The sequence below is a fragment of the Rhodococcus quanlei genome (assembly GCF_055231015.1).
On the sequence record NZ_JBUYWD010000018.1, the window covers coordinates 50,657 to 67,594 of the forward strand.

Below are 16,938 nucleotides of genomic sequence, written 5' to 3' on the forward strand. Positions count from 1 at the left end.
CTTGGGAAATCGGTCGCCTACCAGTGGTGTTCGGGTTGGCGGAGGGGTGTAGGTCCACCGAAACGGTGAGGTGCCGCGTAAGGGGTGTGTCGAACATCACGTCGATTTGGTATGCGTGTTACCGCACGTCAGATGCCGAAGGCGTTCTCGAGTGCTGCGAGTTCGGTGCTCAACCGTGCTGGGAAGGACTCGACATTCGGCACCGACCTGCGGCAGGCGGTGACACCGAACGACACCAAGTCGTCGATGCTCGTGCACGTGATGTTCAGCGCCTGTCCGTGTATCGGTACGGACAAGGGATGCATCGCGTCCAGTCGGGAACCGTTCCAGAACAGCGGTGCGGCCGGACCGGCGACATTGGAAATGACGACATTGAACGGTGGACGTGGAAGGGGGTTGCGGCCGAAGTACATGGCCGCGCCGGCGGGCGCAGCGCCGAGGGCGCTCATCGCGAGGACCTGAACCGGCGTCATCGACCGTAGTGAATCCTTGCCCTGGCGCATGCAGTCACGGATCGTCCCCAGTCGATCGATCGGATCGGGCAGGTTGGTGCCCAGATGGCACATCACGGTTCCCACCGCATTGTCCCCCCCCGACTCGAACCGGCCGTGCAGCGATATGGGCACCATGGCGACGAGAGATTCATCCGGGAGCGCCGAGAAATCCGTGAGATAGGAGCGCAATGCGCCGGAGGACATGGCGAGGACGACGTCGTTGATCGTGGCGTCTGCGTACTTCGCGACGAGACGGAGGCGTTCCAGCGGCCACGCACGCGCCGAGAAATTCCGTGCCTGGGAGATGGGAACGTTGAGCATCGTGGCAGGTGCCGATACCGACATTGCCCCGCCGAGATCACGGACCGCGCGGGACACGGTGTCGGCGAAGGCGGGGACGGTTCCGGCGACCTCGCCGAGCAGGTTGAGACCGGTTCGGGCGGCGGTGCCGGGGAGGTCGACGAGACGAATGCCACGCCTTGGGCCGTCCGGTGTCGCGCCATCCTCGGGCAGGCGGCGCTGCCACGGCGCGCGCATCCCGCGTTCGTCGGCGTCCTCGCTCATGGACTGTCGCATCATCTTCATCGCCGTCACGCCGTCCGCCACTGCGTGGTGCATCTTGGTGTAGATCGCGAATCGGCCACCGCGCAGGCCCTCGATGAAGTGCATTTCCCACAGCGGGCGACTGCGGTCGAGCGGAGTGCTGTGCAGCCGTGAGCACAGTTGCATGAGCTCGCGGTCTCCGCCAGGGCCAGGCAGCGCTTCCTTCTGGAAGTGGTGCTCGAGGTCGATGCGCGAATCGGGCTCCCATGCCCACTGACCGAGTGTGGTCAACGTTCGCCGTGGCCGCTTTGCCATCCGTTGGTCGATGTCGGCGAAGTCGACTTCGGTCGCTGACTCGAGGAGGTCTCGGATGTCGCGTGCGTCCGCACCCTCCGGCGGTTGAAAGATCTGGAGACCGCCGACGTGCAGTGGATGCTCCGGTGCCTCGCCGACGAGAAACAGTGAGTCGAGCGGAGACATCGGCGTCAGCATGTGCGCATCCTTCGGCGTGGACGGTCGGTGGTGTGCGCGGCGATCGGGAATTCGTCGTGCGCGGGGTCGGCGCCATAACGTTCTGAAGCCGTGGTTCTCCATTACTACTACGCTCGAGAGGTCTCTGCTACTAGACGAATGTCCACTTGGGTGAACTTTCCGGGACCGAAACGGTGTGAGTTGTTGAACGTGAAATAGACTGTGGTGGACGGATCTTCACGATGTGTAACGCTGGCGTTACCGGTTCGGTCGTCCAAGCAGGTGCGCGACTACTCTGACGCGACACGTGTGAATGCCTACCGGACGAAGGATCAGTGGTGTTGGATCGAATCCGAGTGTTGCTCGTATCTACCGGATTCGTCTTTGTGTCGATGGGCGCTGGCCTCGCTGTTTACGGGATCTTGTTCGCGTCCAGGCCTGCGCATGACGTGACGAACGGCGAGAGCCGTGGGACTTTCGGTCTGTCGCTGGCGGATGTACCCGAGGCCGCCGGAACGTTCGCGCTGGTGACCGGTGTCCTGTCATCCCTTGTCGGCCTGGCCGTGTGGTCCTCGCGCCGGTCGTCCTTCCGTGACGAGTTCCGATTCTCCGCCCGAATGATCTGGGCCTGTGGTGGTTTCACCTTGGCGGCCTTTGCTCTTTCCGAGGACCTATACGTCGCATATCGCGAATTGCGGGGCGCACTAGCCTATTTCGAGCAGTTGCCGACAGTGTTCGCGGCAATGATTCTTGTGTTCACAGGGTCTGTTCTTCTACTGGTGGCCACTCCCGCGAAACCGATCGCGCCAGTGGGTCGTACCTTCGTCGCGGTCGTGTCCGGTGTGGCTGTGCTCGGAAGTGTCGCGGTTTCGGCCGTCGCGGTCCGTGCAGGAGACGACCGGGTCAACGTCGATCGCACCACCGCGGCCGCCACCACTATTGCACCTGTCCCCGGCACGGTGACGGGATCGGCTTACGCGATCGAAGGCGCTGCCGTGATTCGCGGCGAGGTGGGCGGCGTGGTGGCGGCCGGTGCCGGATTCGTGATGGAAACCCCGGAAGGCATCACTGCATACGACGGAAGGTCGGGATCCGAGCGATGGCACTTCGAACGGAAACCGGATCGCGGCCCGGACATCGGGTACTCGGTGGGCTCGCTCGCGTCGTACGACGGCGGTGCCATCGTGGTGGCTACATGGGACGTGCCGGTCGGATTCGATGCCATGACGGGAGAAGTGCTCTGGCGTGGCGGGGATATTGCCCCACTGGAATGGTCGGGTTCAGATGTCCATGCCGAACTGCAGTCGTCGAACGCTGATCGCGACGTCATGGTTCGGATCGAAGAGGGGCGGCTGCGCGCGTTCGATCCGCGGACGGGCAACCAGGAATGGCACTATCGATCGGACTGCCGAATCCGGGAAACCGTCACGACGGCGTCTGCGGTGTACGTTGTCGACGATTGTGGATTCGGCGGGTTGGATCGCCGATTCAGGCTGACGGCCTTGGAACCGTCGACTGGTGATCCGCTTGCGACGCGCGAGCTTGTGAACATGCATGCGGACTCTCTGGAGAATCTTGGCGACGGCGTGGATGTATCGCGATCCGGCACCGCCGTGGTTCTGTCATGGTCGCTGCCTGATCCCGGAACCGCCGGGCGAGTTCGATCGACCCTGGTGATACGCGAACCGGGCGATGTGGTCGGCGGGGAGGTCACCGCTGACCTGCCAGAAGGAAGTGTGTCGGTCACCGAGCAGGCCGACGGACTCATCGAATCTTCCCCGGTGTGGTGCGTCGACCCACAGGTGATCGCGGTCCCAGGCGCGCTGCTGAGGGTGTGTGACGTCGACCCGTACAGACGGGATCTTTCGGATGAGAAGCCGCTGATCGAAGCCTTCCGGTGAAACGTCAACCGCGGCGTATGGGTGCGCGCCCGCGGGGCTGTCGGATTCTCGGGATCTGTGGCGGTTCCGGAATGTCGTGCGTGACCGGTGTGTCGTCGAGGGTGAACGGTTCACCGTGATGTGACAACAGGATCGGGTTTCCGGACGTCAGGGTGTAGGTGGCGGAATGCTGCCGGATCTCCACCGAGACGCAACTGCCGCGGATGCGCATGTGGAATGCCAAGCGATTCAGTTGTTCCGGGATTCTGGGGGCGAAGGTGATGTTGCCGTTGTAGTCACGCATTCCGCCGAATCCGGCGACGCACCCCAGCCACGTACCGGCCAGCGAAGCAATGTGCAGCCCGTTCGAGACGTTCGAGTGCAGATCGTGGAGGTCGGTGAGAGCGGCTTCGGCGAGGTAGTCGTAGGCGAGTTGGAGATCCCCCACCTCGGCCGCGACCACCGACTGAATACACGCAGACAATGAGGAATCGCGCACGGTGATGGACTCGTAATACAGGAAGTTCGCCAGTTTCTGTTCGTCGGTGAACGCATCCCCGCGCAGATACAGGGCCATGACGAGGTCGGCCTGCTTGACCACGCGCTTGCGGTACAGGTCGAAGTACGGGTAGTTGAGCAGCAGCGGATATGTCTCGAGTGCAGTGGCGTCGAAGTCCCAGTCGGCGTGATGGGTGAAGGCGTCCGACTGTTGATGAACGCCCAGGGCATCGTCGTAGGGGATGCGCATGTGCTCGGCGGCATCACGCCATCGTGCTGTTTCCTCGTCGTCCACCCCGAGATCGCGGGCAAGATCGGGATGCTTGGTGCACAATGTGGCTGCGTCGATCAGGTTCTGCTGGGCCATCAGATTGGTGAAGACGTTGTTGTCGGCGACCGCCGTGTACTCGTCCGGTCCGGTCACGCCGTCGATGCGGAACTCGCCCTCCGAATTGTGATGACCGAGCGAGCCCCACAGTCGGGCCGTCTCCACGAGCACTTCGAGCCCGCATTCCGTCTCGAACTCGGTGTCCTCGGTTGCCGCCAGATAACGAGACGTCGCGGCCGCGACGTCCGCCCCCACGTGGAAAGCGGCGGTTCCGGCCGGCCAATACCCGGAACATTCCTGCCCGTTGATGGACCGCCACGGGAACGCGGCGCCCTTCTGGCCGAGTTGTTGCGCGCGAGCCTTTGCCTTGTCCAGCGTCGAATGACGCCAGCGCAGGGCGTCGCGAGCCGAGTCGGGCAACGTGTAGGTGAGCACGGGCAATACGTATGTCTCGGTATCCCAGAAGGCGTGCCCGTCATAGCCCGGCCCGGTCAGGCCCTTGGCCGGGATGGCCCGCGATTCACCACGGGCACCGGCCTGCAGGACGTGGAACAGCCCGAACCGCACGGCCTGCTGGAGTTCGGCGTCGCCTTCGATCTCGACGTCGGCTACTGCCCAGAACTTGTCCAAGTACGCACGCTGCCGCTCGAGCAGGGTCTTCCATCCAGTCTCTTTTGCGCCCGCGAGTGCGCCGTCGACCTGGGCGCGAAGGGCGGGGACGGAGCGTCGGGCGGACCAACCGTATGCCAGGTACTTGGTCAGACGCAGGCATTTCCCTGCCGGAATGTCGACGGCCACCGTCAGTCGGGCCAGGTCTTCCTCCGTCTCGATGCTGCAGCGTGCGTCGGCAGGCAGTTCGATCTCGTGGTCCATGCCCGCAGCGACGTACAGGTTCGAGGCGCGGGTGTGGTGGGCGAGCACCGCCCGGTAACCACTCGCCGCCGCGAAGTCCGCGACGAGCGGCCGGTCGAGGGCCGCCGCGACACGGGGATCGTCGGATTTCGTCGGTAGCGGTTCGTTGGCCAACAGATCCGATTGCAACACGACCTCGAGTTCCCCGTCGAGGGGCTCGACCTCGTAACGGATCGCCGCGACAGCGCGTGAGGAGAAGGACACGAGCCGCTCGGACCGGATGCGCACGCGACGACCGGTGGGGGACACCCATTCCGTGGTGCGGCGCAGGGTGCCCGACCGAAAATCCAGCACCCGTTCGTGATGTGGGGCGTCGCCGTATCGCATGTCGAGGGGTTCGTCTTCGATCAGCAGCCGGATGATGTTGCCGTCGGTGACACTGACGACGGTTTGACCGTCCTCCGGGTAGCCGTACCCGGCCTCGGCGTAGGGGAGTTCACGCTGTTCGAAGAAGCCGTTGAGGTACGTTCCGGCAAGTCCGCGAGGTTCGCCTTCCTCGAAGCTGCCGCGGATGCCGATGTGGCCGTTGGACACGGCGAACGTCGACTCGGTGCGATGAAGCGCCTCGAGGTCGAGGCCGCGCCACCGCAGTTCCCACGGTGAGATCTCGTAACCCTTAGCGTCCATCGGAGACGGGTCCTGTCATCAGATCCTCGAGGTCGGTGACGACTACGGTCGCGCCGTGTTCGTGCAGGGCCTCGGCTTGGCCGACGCGGTCCACGCCGACCACATATCCGAACTTTCCGGCGCGTCCGGCTTCCACGCCGGAGAGGGCGTCCTCGAAAACCGCCGCATCCTCTGGCCTCACGGCGAGAGCTTCGGCTGCTGCGAGGAACGAATCCGGTGCCGGTTTGCCCCGCAACCCACGGTCGGTGATGACGACGCCGTCGATGCGGATGTGGACGTACCGGGTGAGGTCGGCAGCCTCGAGCACGGCCTTGCCGTTCGCGGAGGAGGTGACGACCGCAATTTTGAATCCTTGGTCGTATGCGGTCCGGATGTAATGGACAGAGCCCGGATACGGGTCGACGCCTTCCTGCCCGATCACCTTCAGCAACAGCTCGTTCTTGCGGTTGCCGACACCGTTGATCGTCTCGGCGGTGGGCGGATCGTCCGGCGAGCCGTCGGGGAGTGCTATCCGGCGCGACTCGAGGAAGGTTCGAACCCCGTCCGCGCGGGGACGGCCATCGACGTAGTTCTGATAGTCGCTGTCGGTGAAGGGGTCGAAATCCTCACCGTCGCGCTTCGCCAGAAGATCGTCGAACGTCTGTTTCCAGGCCTTCTTGTGAAGAACGGCAGTACCCGTCAACACACCGTCGAGGTCGAACAGACAGGCTGAGATGTTGCCCGGTAGTCCAATCACCTTTCTGACCGTACCGCCGCACACCTCCTGTTCGTGGGGGTTGTGCAGTTGCGTGTTGTGATCGTTCCCAATCCGGTGAGAATGAGGGCGGGCGGCCTGCACTCCCACCGGATGGGGCAGTGGGTCGAATCAACCCGTGACGCCGGTCAGTTCGTTGGGTGTCTTCGGAAGTGTCGCCTCCGCCGTGACCCTCCCTGCATCGAGATCCACTGCGTAGATCATCTTGGTTTCGGGGTCGGTGACGTAAGCGGTAGCGCCCTGCACGAAGAGCGTGGGGCGGGGGGATTGCCACCTGTCCGGCTCGGACCAGGGAGCGATGACAGGGATGGTCTGTGTCACCGTCTTCGTCCCGGGGTCGATCACATGCAGTTCGCCGTCCGTGCCGAGCACGATTGCCTCCCCGGCGGGACCGCGACCCAATGACCGAAAGCTGTAGCTGGTACCGAGGTCCACCAACGAGATCTGATGGGTCTGCGTGTCGATGAGTGACACCCGCACAGGACGTTCGAGTTCAGCGTCCGGGTCGGTCTTGTAGTCGCCGAGGACGATCGCGGATTCCTCGTCGCCGGCCAGATTACCGATGCGACCGTACGGGTCCGATGCCGGAATCTTCGTGATGACGCCGTCCGCGACGACGAGTACGCCGTTCTCGCAGCCGAACACCACTGCTTCGTGCGCGGCCGTCGCCTCACCGTGCACGCCGGGGCATTCCTCGCTCCGGGCGTTTTCGTGGCCGTGTTCGTCGAGTACGACGACTCCCTGTCGCTCTTCTTCGTTGCCGAGAGTGGTCAGCAGCGTCCCGTCGGACAGTTCCACCGCCACGCCGTGATGCGCCTCTTCGGTGGTGTGTTCCTCCGTTTCGGGTTTTCCTTCCGAGAGCGTCGTGGGGTCGAAGATCCGGATCGATCCGGTTCCGTCGTCGAACAGCACCGTCTTGCCGTGGTGGCGCACCACGTGACCCGGCTTTTCGGCAGCGAAGCTCACATCGGTCAGTTCTGCTTCGGCCGTGTCGAGGGCGGTGAACGAATTTCCTGTGCTGACGAGTACGTGTCGCCCGTCGCCGGCGGGGTTGAGTCGAAGGAATCCGTCGACGTTCTCGACGGTCTCCACCACCTCGAGGCTGTCTGCGTCGAGGACCATGATTCCGCCCTCGTAGCTTGCGGTGAGCCGTGGCCCGACGGTGGTGGATTCGTCGACGGCGTCGCCGGTCGAGCAGCCCGCCAGCAGTGCTGCCGACGTTCCCAGGGCCAGCACGGCGGTGGGGATGCGGGTTCGTTTACTGGTTGTCATGAGCGAAGAGTCAAACCTTAATGGAAATGATTGTCAAAGTTATTGATGCGCATTTCGGCATGTGGACCGCCCTATTTCAGTCCTTCTGCGATCCTGGCCGCGTTGGTTTTCATCATGTCGATATAGGACGATGCGCCCGAGCCGGCGACTCCGAGCGATTCGCTGAAGAGTTCGATCACCTCGACGCGATTGCCCGATTCCTTCGCGAGGACATCCGCCAACTTCGACGGCTGCGACGAGTCGACGAATATCGCGCCGACACCCGACACACGTACTGCTTCCGCCAACTCGGCGAGATCGGCGGAACTCGGTGATGCCAGAGTGGTCCCGCTCGGAACCACGGCACCGATCACCTCGAACCCGAACCGCTCTGCGAAATAGCCGAACACGTGGTGATCGGTCACCAGCTTGCGGCTCTCGACGGGGATGGAATCCAGACGTGCCGTCATCGATCTGTTCAGTTCGGCGATGCGGTCCCGGTAAGCGTCGGCTCGATCGTCGACGGCGGCTCGATCGACACCCGAAACGTGTCGAACCACCGCGTCATGGATCAATTCGGTTGCGGCGGCCACCCGTTCCGGATCGGTCCAGAAGTGCGGGTCGAGTGCGGCGGAATCGCTGTCGGTGTCGAACGGGATCGGGTCCACCTCCGGTGCCACTTCGAGAATCGGAACGCCCTCGGATCGAGCGGCCTGGACGGTGTGTGCGATTCCCTCCTCGAGGCCCAACCCGTTGGAGATGATCAGGTCAGCCGATTCGATCCGTGCTGCCTGCGCGGCGGAGATCTCGAACGAGTGTGGGTCTGCGCCCGGGGGCATCAGGACCCGTACATCGATGTCATCGCCGACGATGTTGTGTGTGATGTCGCCCAGAATGTTGGTGGTGACTACCACTGTGGGCAGGTCGGTTTCGGAGGTTCCCGAGCAGCCGGTCAGCATGGCGACGGCCCCGAGGAGGGTGGTCAGGAGCGTTGCTGCGCGCTTCATCCGCCCACCACGCTTACCGATGCGATCGGGAAGTCGACGTTCAGGGTGCGGGCAATGCGTGCTCCGTCCCGGTAGTCGACTTCCTGTATCCGCTCACCTTCGGGATCGGTGACGTAGGCGCGCTTTCCGGACACTGCTATCTGCGGTCGCGGCTGGGAAGTGTCGGCCGTCTCGAACGGTCCGGTCAGTACCCGCCGGGAGGCTGTCTCGGCCCCTGTCGCGATGTCGTAGACGCGGAACGTGCCGTCCGCGAGTACGGCGAACACGGCCTTGCCGTCGCCGGAAAGATGGGTGGCGAGGGCGCGATCGGGGGTGGCGATGTGCGTCCAGTGTTTCGTGGCGGTGTCGAACGTCAGGACGCCGTCATTGGTGGCAGGAGGTCCGGCGACGGCCGCGATCACGGGGATCGACTCTTGTCGGCGGAAGGCTGCCGGACGCGTCGGTGCGGTGATTCCATCGGGGTAGGGGATCTTCGCGGACGTCCACTTCGAACCGTCGGTCGTTGCGACGAAAAGTCCGTCGCTACAACCGGCGACCACATGCTTGTCGAACACCGCAGTGCCCTGTGTCTGTGGGCAGGCGGTGTCGAACGTGCTGACGAATTGTCCGCTGTCGTCGCGTAGTTCGAACGCATCGGGTAGCGATTGCCCGGGGTCTTCGGTGGAGTGGGAGACGAGAAAGTGGTCGTCGACTGGAATGACGACTCCGTGATGGGGCGCGTCGGCAGTGATCGAAAACTCGGTATCCGCGGTGCCGTCCGACAGCGCCTCGAAGCTGGTGACGTTCGCTCGTCCCGGCCCGTCGAAGAAGGTTGCCACCTTGCGGTCGCCCTCGATGACTCGGGCGGGGCCGATCCCCTCGAGTCGGCCGAGTAGTGCGGGGGGTGCCGTGTACGAGTGTGTGTGATCGCCGTGATCGATGGTCCACGATCCCGGGTCGAGGACGTGAACTGCGTCGTTGGCGGTTACGGCGTAGACGTAACGCTCGTTCACGGTGGTCAACGCGCTGGAGTGCTCGGTGTCGAAGGTTTCGAGGGTCTCTGTTGTGACGAGGTCGAGGACGTCGATGCGTCCCGAGTTCGCGTCGGACACGACGAGGCGGGGTCGGGGACCGTCGACTTCGGTCGAACCGGACTCTGCTGCGAGATCGCTTCCGGGTGCAGGTGCCCGGCTCGAACTCTCGGGGTTGTCGGTGGCCCCGCAGGCGACGAGCATCGACGAGGCCGCCGCGGTGGCGGCAAGGCGAAGGATGGGGGAGTGGCGCACAGTCTTCTCCATTTGTCGATAATGAGAATCATTATCGTAAACGTAGCCCGCGTATCGTGCCCCGGCAGGCGCTGACCAGAAAGAACTGCAGGACGGCGATACCGGCGATCGTCGCCCCTGCGGCGGTATCGCCGTGCCATGACACGAGAAGGCCGATGATGCATGCCGACCATCCGAGCAGGACTGCGATCCCGATGGTGCCCGCGATGGACCGACCGAACAGATACGCCGTGGCCGAGGGTGCGATCAGTAAGCCGAATACCAGCAGCGTGCCGACGACTCGGAACGAGGCAACCACGGCAAGGACGACAAGGGCGAGCATCGCCACGTGTGCGCAGCGCGGACCCAGGCCCAGCGTGTGCGCCTTCCGTCGATCGAAGACGAGCGCTACGAACGGTCGGTAGCAGATCGCCGACACGACGGCAGCGAGTGCAGTGGCCGTGAGGAGCCACCAGACGTCCGTCCGTGTCGCTGACAGTACGTCTCCGAAGAGGAACCCGGCGAGATCCACCGCGAACGAACTCGACCGCGACACGATCACCACGCCGAGGGCAAGCATTCCGGCGAACAGCAGTCCGATTCCCGTGTCTTCGGAGAGTTCGGAATCTTTTGACACCCATGCAATTCCGAGGATCATCGCGAGTGCGCTGATGGCGGCACCCATGAGCAGGTTGGCGCCGATGAGGTACGAGACGGCGATGCCCGGCAGCATGCCGTGCGCGACGGCGTCACTCATGAACGCCATGCCGCGAAGTACCACCCAGGTTCCGACCAGTGCGCACAGGATCGACACGAGCATGCCTGACAGGAGTGCGCGCTGGACGAACGAGACCGAGAGTGGATCGAGTAGCCACTGCATGGTGCTAAAGTAATTGATAATGATTGTCATAAGCGAACTGGTTGTGCGTTACGGCCGTGACGTTGCACTCGACGGGATCCACGCACGGTTCGCGCCTGGGACGGTAACCGCCCTGGTAGGGCCCAACGGTTCGGGGAAATCGACCCTTTTGCAGGTTCTTGCCGGCGTCCTCGCACCGCAATCGGGGACGGTGACGGGGATTCCTGAAACGGTCGCCTACGTCCCACAACGCAGTGCTGTCGGAGCCCGACTGCCCCTGACCGTCCGTGAGGTGGTCGCAATGGGTAGGTGGGAGGGTCTCGGTCTACTGCGGCGACCCGGCCGAGAGGACCGGCGGGCAGTCGACGAGGCTCTTCGTCTACTGGGGATGTCGGGTGTCGCGCATCGAAGACTGACGTCGTTGTCCGGCGGACAGTTTCAACGTGTTCTCTTGGCGCAGGCGCTCGTCCAGCGCGGAGAGTTGGTTCTTCTCGACGAGCCGACCGCGGGACTCGACGATCACGCGACCCGCGTGATCGGCGATATCATTGCCGAAGAGGCTGCTCGCGGCGCGACGGTGGTGGTCGCAACTCACGAAGTACTCGACCCTGCGCGGGTCGATCATGCGATCGAGTTGGGCCGTTACGAAAACGTATCAAGTGAAATGCGTGCATCTCCGTGATGTTGCGTCTACTGTAGGTCAGGCAAGTCCAGCCAACCCCCCCGGCTGGTTGCGCCGGCCCCGCCAACCCACCCCCCCGGTTTGGCGGGGCCACTTCAATTTGGTGGTAGATCAGCGATCTGCTCTGAAAATCGAGGTCAGGAGCGCACGGACCGCGTCAACGCTCCCACCAGCTCCGCGATCTCCGAGCCGACGGCCAAGTAGGTGTCTTCGTCCGCTCCGACCGGATCGGCGACATTCTCAGGACTGTTCGAGCCCTTGTGCCTCGTACGTGCCGCATCCAGGTCGGCGACCGTGGTCGCGCCGGAGGCTTCCGCGAGCCGTGCGGCTTCCTTCAGGGTGAACGTCTTCTTCGACTGCGCGGGCGCCAGCTTCAGCACGTCGTCCCGGTTGTCCTCGGTCATCGTCAATACGAGGTCGGCGTCGCCGGCGATCTGCTCGGTGATCGCACGGGCGGTGAAGCCGGTCGGGTCTCCGCCCAATCCCTCCAAGACGGCCGCCGCCGTCTCCTCCATGGGCTTACCTGCAGTGGCCTGCGTTCCTGCGCTCGACGCGACGAGATCGGTGGCACCGGACTCCTCGGCGAAGGCTGCGGTGATCCGTTCCGCCGTCGCGGACCGGCAGACGTTTTCGTTGCAGACGAAGAGAACATGCATGACCGAAAGCATAAGGTCTCAGGTCCCGGGCGCCGAATACGCACCGCACCGGATGTACACGTGCTGTTGGGTGTGCCCTCTGGTCAGGTATCCGTGTTGATCACCTGACCGGCATATCAAAGTGGCATGCACTGCACCGTCTTTGGAACCGGATATTTGGGGGCAACCCACGCCGCCTGCATGGCCGAACTCGGGCACGATGTCCTCGGTGTCGATATCGATCCCGGGAAAGTGGCGAAACTCTCGTCCGGGGAGGTTCCCTTCTTCGAACCCGGGCTCACGGACGTGCTTCGCCGCAACATCGATGCTGGCCGGCTGCGGTTCACCACCTCGTACGACGAAGCCGCAGAATTCGCCGACCTGCACTTCGTCGGTGTCGGAACCCCGCAGAAGAAGGGCGAGTACGCCGCCGATCTGCGTCACGTTCACTCGGTGGTCGACACCTTGGCGCCGCGGCTGGACCGGCCGTCGGTGATCGTCGGCAAGTCCACCGTTCCGGTGGGGACCGCCGCTGATCTCGGTGTTCGGGCCCGCAGACTGGCCCCGGCAGGGGACGACGTCGAGGTGGTGTGGAACCCGGAATTCCTGCGTGAGGGTTTCGCCGTCGAAGACACGCTGCGTCCGGATCGTCTCGTTCTCGGTGTCGACCGTGACCGGCCCGGCCGTGCCGAGCCCCAGCTCCGTGAGCTGTATTCGGACCTCCTCGACAACCAGGTGCCATTGCTCGTCACCGACCTTGCGACCGCCGAACTCGTCAAGGTATCGGCGAACGCCTTCCTTGCCACCAAGATCTCGTTCATCAACGCAATATCCGAAGTGTGCGAGGCCACCGGGGCAGACGTGACCGAACTTGCCGACGCACTCGGCTACGACGCACGTATCGGCCGACGCTTCCTCAATGCGGGCCTCGGGTTCGGGGGTGGGTGTCTTCCCAAGGACATCCGTGCGTTCATGGCCCGTGCCGGGGAACTCGGCGCCAATCAGGCTCTGCATTTCCTTCGCGAGGTGGACAGCATCAACATGCGCCGCCGCACCCGTATGGTCGAACTGGCAGCCCAGGCTTGTGGGGGTTCGGTCCTGGGAGCCAACATCGCGGTGCTGGGCGCCGCCTTCAAGCCCGAATCCGACGACGTCCGCGATTCACCTGCACTCAACGTCGCGGGGATGCTGCAACTGCATGGTGCGGTGGTCAGCGTGTACGACCCCAAAGCCCTGGACAACGCACGTCGGTTGTTCCCGACGCTGGACTACGCGACCTCCGCCACCGAGGCGTGCGACAACGCCGATGCGATTCTCCTGCTCACCGAATGGCCCGAGTTCGTGAAGCTGCAACCGGCCGACCTCGCCGACGTGGTGCGGCACCGAGCGATGGTCGACGGCCGGAACTGCCTGAGTGGTGCGGCCTGGCGTGCGGCGGGATGGGAATACCGAGGCCTCGGTCGCGGGTGATGAACGACACCGAACGTCTTGTGTTCATGCTGGTAACGGGGTCGAAATCCGGTCGCGTTTTTCGGTAGTGTGCCGGATCAGGTAGCGGGGACATCCAGAAATCGAACCCTGCGCAGTCGAGCGGGGCGGTCCATGAGTTCGGTTCTCGGAGTGTCGGTGGGTGCTAGCGCTGTGCACTTGGTTCACCCCGGCTCGGGTGACCGCCAAGGTCCGCGCACGATGTCGCAATCCGTCGACAAGAGCGGCAGGCCCGAAGAACTGGCCGCCGAGTCGATCGGCGTCGTGCTCACCGGTGATGCCGATCCAGGACAGGTGCATCGGACGGGGGTCGCCTACCGTGACGACGTGCAGGCCGGGGCCGTCCACGCGGCGATGGCCCGCCAAAGCTTGAGCAACTATCAGTTGGTTCCGGAGATCCGGGCGACCGTGCGGGCCCTCGAACACGCCGGGGTCCTCGCAGCGGCGTCGACCCCTCTGATCTACGACCTCGGCAGTTCCGGTCTCACCGTCAGTGTCGTCGATCGCGCGAGTGGGGATGTTCTCGAGACTCTGCGCACGGACATCGTCGGTGGTGACCTGTTCGATCGCATGGTGCGAGACAAGCAGGTCTCCGCCGGGCGGTTGCGGGCACCGGCCACCGAAGCGCAGTCACGGGCGCTCGACGCGCAGTGCCGGGGTGCCAAAGAGCAGTTGTCGAGCAGTGGCGCGGTCTGCGTTCCGGGTGACAGCGGCCTGTTGCTCCTGACCCGGGACGTCTTCGAATCGCTCGTCACGGTTTCCGTCGAATCCTCCGCCCGTTTGGTTCGGGAGGTGATTGCGCGGTCATCGCGGCAGCCCGACGTGGTCGTCCTGGTGGGTGGCGGGGCGCATGTGCCCGTGGTTCGCTCGGTGGTCGAGTCGTGGATCGCGCTTCCTGTCGTCGTACCGGAGTCACCCGAACTGGTGGCGGCTCAGGGGGCGGCGTTGCTCGTCGATGCACAGGGGGCAACGCAAGCGCCCACAGGAGTGCCTGCCACGCGGGGACCCGATTCGGAACTCGACTGGGGCGCGGCGCTCGCGGAGACCGAACCCGAACACGACTCCGACTCGCGCAAGCGCAAAACTGTGGCAGCTATCGGCAGTGTCGCCGTTCTCGGTGTCCTGGGCATCGGTGTCGCGGTCGGCATGGTCATGACTCCGAAAACGATGACAGGTGAGGCGGTTCCGGCTGATCCGACCGGTCCGCCGGTGACGACCACGACCACGACCGCACCGCCGCCGCCACCACCGCCACCGCCGTCTGCCGAACCCGCCCCGGTGCAGACGACGCAGCCGCAAATCGTCGAGAACCCGGAGCCCGTCGCGCCTCCTCCGCCCCCTCCGCCTGCCGAGCTGACCATTCCGGGGTTGCCGCCTATCCAGCTGCCTCCGCCTATCCAGCTGCCCGAAATTCCGCGTTTCCCGCGCTGACCCGACCGGTCAACGTGCGTGGCGACCGGACTTCCTGACGGTCGCAGGGGTGTCTCCGAACGGGCGGGCGAGGAGTACAGCAATTCCCGTGGTCAAGGGCACCGACAGCGCCAATGCGATGCCGCCGACCGCCGATCGGGTGATTTCGGTCGCGACCGCGTCGCTGGTCAACACGTCCTGGATCGAACGTCCGGACACGCTGAACAACAGCAACAACGGCAGTGCACCACCGGCGTACGCGAGGACGAGTGTGTACACCGTGCTGGCGATATGGTCCCGACCCACGCGCATGGCGGATGCGAAGATGTGGCGCCGATTCGCGTCGGGGTCGAGTTCGGCGAGTTCGAACGCAGACGATGCCTGCGTGATCGTCACATCGTTGAGAACACCCAACGAGCCGATGATGAACCCGGCCAGCAGCAAGCCCGTGATGCTCACCGTCCCGATGTAGGCCTGAACATTGGTGTTCTGTTCCTCGGACAGCCCGGTCAATCGCGTCAGATCGATTGCGGCGTACGACAGAATCGCCGCCAGCATCATCGAGACGAGTGTCCCCAACAGGGCGGAACTGGTGCGCAGCGAAACGCCGTGGGCCAAATACAGCACCGCGTAGAGAATGATCGAACCGCCCACCAGGGCAACGGGAATGGCAGGCTTTCCGTCGAGGAGGGCCGGCAGCATGAAAACGACCAGGACGCCGAACGCGACACCGATTCCCACCAGTGCCCGCAGGCCTCGCCAGCGCGCGATGGCAATGACGACTGCGGCGAAAATTACGGTGATCAAAGTGAGGGGCAAGCCGCGGGCGTAGTCCTCGAACGAATAGCGGACATCACCATTGGTGTCCAGAGCTCGGAGCATTCGGATCTCGTCGCCCGTCGTAAGGGTGGGTTGGCCTGGGGTCGAGACGATCTCGAGGAGTGTGCGTGACCCCTTGTCCGGACCGGAATTGATGTCGACGATGTTGCGCTGACACGTGTAGGCGTCGGTCTCCGGCGGTATCGGCTCGCCGGTGAACGCGCGGCTGGCAGAGGGGCTTCCGCAGATGCCGACGTCATGGGACGTGACTGTGCCGGATTCGGTGACGATCTCGCCGCCCAGCGGAAGGTCGGTCTGGATCTGTTCGGTGCTCGGCCACAGCAGAACAGCACCGATGGTGACCGTCAGTGCGATCAGTCCGAGGAGGGTGACCACAACCGTGGCCGCGGCCCTCCCGAGCGGGGCAGGCCCGCTGTGTCCATGTCCATGTCCATGTCCGGTCATCGGAGTGTGGTCCGGGCAGCGGTGAGTGTCGGCACCAGGACAGGGTAGTGGTGGCCCGGGGCCGCACCGGCGCAGGCCCTTGTGGGGCAACGTCCGATTCGGATGTGCAACTGCACGTTCCGCAGGTATTGCTCCTGTGTGGCTTACGTGTCGCCAATGTGCTTAAATGTCTGGGCAACGGCAGGGCGCGCGTCCAGGTGTGCGTCCACGCGTTCGAGCCCCGTATGCGCAGTGGCATTACGGGGCTCGTGTTTCGCTCCGGAAGGTCGGTCTGGAGGGGGATCGATCTCCGCACAGGGTTCTCTCTGTACGGAGCCGCCGCGAAGTTCCCGAACGAGGGGTGAATTTCGCGCTCCGAGGTAATCGAGCTGGGTGGCGGGGTACAGGGGGGGTTGACCCCGCCACCAACCTGACGACCACAGGGGGGGGGAGGGGCGTCAGGTGCTCGCGGGCACCGAAGTGCCTGACGTCAACCTTACATACATATCCGGTGTAAACGTCAAGCAGGTGGCCTAAATCGCAATCGTGTCGCCGTAGAGGCAGAGATCGCATGTCCACTCGAGGGCCGGCG

The 16,938-nt window shown here is 64.2% G+C and carries 13 protein-coding genes; 4 read left to right on the forward strand and 9 right to left on the reverse strand.

Features of this window, described 5'->3' with window-relative positions; all coding sequences use genetic code 11:
• Positions 1–128: 128 nt before the first annotated feature.
• Positions 129–1,529 (reverse strand): WS/DGAT/MGAT family O-acyltransferase, encoded by a 1,401-nt coding sequence (locus tag ACZI8Q_RS13975; protein ID WP_463374144.1) that lies wholly within the window; start codon positions 1,527–1,529, stop codon positions 129–131.
• A 317-nt stretch (positions 1,530–1,846) separates the two neighbouring features.
• Here ACZI8Q_RS13975 and ACZI8Q_RS13980 point away from each other — a divergent pair, with 317 nt between their 5' ends.
• Positions 1,847–3,409, forward strand: a complete 1,563-nt coding sequence (locus ACZI8Q_RS13980; protein ID WP_463374145.1) for an outer membrane protein assembly factor BamB family protein — start codon at positions 1,847–1,849, stop codon at positions 3,407–3,409.
• A gap of 4 nt (positions 3,410–3,413) precedes the next feature.
• Here the strand turns inward: ACZI8Q_RS13980 and ACZI8Q_RS13985 are convergent, their stop codons facing one another.
• The 6 genes from ACZI8Q_RS13985 to aztB form a co-directional block, all read right to left on the reverse strand.
• Entirely contained in the window at positions 3,414–5,753 is a 2,340-nt protein-coding gene (locus tag ACZI8Q_RS13985; RefSeq protein ID WP_463374146.1) for a glycoside hydrolase family 65 protein, read from the reverse strand.
• Complete coding sequence (locus ACZI8Q_RS13990; protein ID WP_463374241.1) at positions 5,743–6,486, reverse strand: HAD family hydrolase; 744 nt, start codon at positions 6,484–6,486, stop codon at positions 5,743–5,745. The genes ACZI8Q_RS13985 and ACZI8Q_RS13990 overlap by 11 nt, the downstream gene beginning before the upstream one ends.
• Before the next feature lie 132 nt (positions 6,487–6,618).
• Positions 6,619–7,779: a zinc metallochaperone AztD gene (aztD, locus tag ACZI8Q_RS13995; RefSeq protein WP_463374147.1), complete on the reverse strand. Its 1,161-nt coding sequence runs from the start codon at positions 7,777–7,779 to the stop codon at positions 6,619–6,621.
• Between the two features lie 71 nt (positions 7,780–7,850).
• Complete coding sequence (gene aztC / locus ACZI8Q_RS14000) at positions 7,851–8,765, reverse strand: zinc ABC transporter substrate-binding protein AztC (RefSeq protein WP_463374148.1); 915 nt, start codon at positions 8,763–8,765, stop codon at positions 7,851–7,853.
• Positions 8,762–10,042, reverse strand: a complete 1,281-nt coding sequence (locus tag ACZI8Q_RS14005; protein ID WP_463374149.1) for an ABC transporter — start codon at positions 10,040–10,042, stop codon at positions 8,762–8,764. The genes aztC and ACZI8Q_RS14005 overlap by 4 nt, the downstream gene beginning before the upstream one ends.
• Positions 10,043–10,061: 19 nt before the next feature.
• Positions 10,062–10,889 carry a zinc ABC transporter permease AztB gene (aztB, locus tag ACZI8Q_RS14010; RefSeq protein ID WP_463374150.1) on the reverse strand — a complete coding sequence of 276 codons (828 nt, stop codon included), beginning with the start codon at positions 10,887–10,889 and terminating at the stop codon, positions 10,062–10,064.
• Positions 10,890–10,908: 19 nt separating this feature from the next.
• Between aztB and aztA the strand changes: the two genes are divergently transcribed.
• A complete protein-coding gene (aztA, locus tag ACZI8Q_RS14015) occupies positions 10,909–11,550 on the forward strand; it encodes a zinc ABC transporter ATP-binding protein AztA (RefSeq protein WP_463374151.1) in 642 nt (213 codons plus the stop codon).
• Between the two features lie 137 nt (positions 11,551–11,687).
• On the opposite strand, the gene ACZI8Q_RS14020 is transcribed toward aztA, so the two are convergent.
• A complete protein-coding gene (locus ACZI8Q_RS14020; RefSeq protein WP_463374152.1) occupies positions 11,688–12,206 on the reverse strand; it encodes an arsenate reductase/protein-tyrosine-phosphatase family protein in 519 nt (172 codons plus the stop codon).
• Positions 12,207–12,332: 126 nt separating this feature from the next.
• Between ACZI8Q_RS14020 and ACZI8Q_RS14025 the strand changes: the two genes are divergently transcribed.
• Entirely contained in the window at positions 12,333–13,655 is a 1,323-nt protein-coding gene (locus ACZI8Q_RS14025) for a UDP-glucose dehydrogenase family protein (RefSeq protein WP_463374153.1), read from the forward strand.
• A gap of 219 nt (positions 13,656–13,874) precedes the next feature.
• Positions 13,875–15,104 (forward strand): Hsp70 family protein, encoded by a 1,230-nt coding sequence (locus ACZI8Q_RS14030; protein WP_463374154.1) that lies wholly within the window; start codon positions 13,875–13,877, stop codon positions 15,102–15,104.
• Between the two features lie 9 nt (positions 15,105–15,113).
• On the opposite strand, the gene ACZI8Q_RS14035 is transcribed toward ACZI8Q_RS14030, so the two are convergent.
• Positions 15,114–16,367 (reverse strand): YibE/F family protein, encoded by a 1,254-nt coding sequence (locus tag ACZI8Q_RS14035; protein ID WP_463374155.1) that lies wholly within the window; start codon positions 16,365–16,367, stop codon positions 15,114–15,116.
• Positions 16,368–16,938 lie beyond the last annotated feature (571 nt).

What these genes read in the sequence shown, in the direction of transcription:
- ACZI8Q_RS13975 (WP_463374144.1), bottom strand. Translation starts at nt 1,529, where the DNA reads ATGCTGACGCCGATGTCTCCGCTCGACTCACTGTTTCTCGTCGGCGAG.
- ACZI8Q_RS13985 (WP_463374146.1), bottom strand. Translation starts at nt 5,753, where the DNA reads ATGGACGCTAAGGGTTACGAGATCTCACCGTGGGAACTGCGGTGGCGC.
- aztD (WP_463374147.1), bottom strand. Translation starts at nt 7,779, where the DNA reads ATGACAACCAGTAAACGAACCCGCATCCCCACCGCCGTGCTGGCCCTG.
- aztC (WP_463374148.1), bottom strand. Translation starts at nt 8,765, where the DNA reads ATGAAGCGCGCAGCAACGCTCCTGACCACCCTCCTCGGGGCCGTCGCC.
- ACZI8Q_RS14005 (WP_463374149.1), bottom strand. Translation starts at nt 10,042, where the DNA reads ATGGAGAAGACTGTGCGCCACTCCCCCATCCTTCGCCTTGCCGCCACC.
- aztB (WP_463374150.1), bottom strand. Translation starts at nt 10,889, where the DNA reads ATGCAGTGGCTACTCGATCCACTCTCGGTCTCGTTCGTCCAGCGCGCA.
- aztA (WP_463374151.1), top strand. Translation starts at nt 10,909, where the DNA reads ATGATTGTCATAAGCGAACTGGTTGTGCGTTACGGCCGTGACGTTGCA.
- ACZI8Q_RS14020 (WP_463374152.1), bottom strand. Translation starts at nt 12,206, where the DNA reads ATGCATGTTCTCTTCGTCTGCAACGAAAACGTCTGCCGGTCCGCGACG.
- ACZI8Q_RS14025 (WP_463374153.1), top strand. Translation starts at nt 12,333, where the DNA reads ATGCACTGCACCGTCTTTGGAACCGGATATTTGGGGGCAACCCACGCC.
- ACZI8Q_RS14030 (WP_463374154.1), top strand. Translation starts at nt 13,875, where the DNA reads ATGTCGCAATCCGTCGACAAGAGCGGCAGGCCCGAAGAACTGGCCGCC.
- ACZI8Q_RS14035 (WP_463374155.1), bottom strand. Translation starts at nt 16,367, where the DNA reads ATGACCGGACATGGACATGGACATGGACACAGCGGGCCTGCCCCGCTC.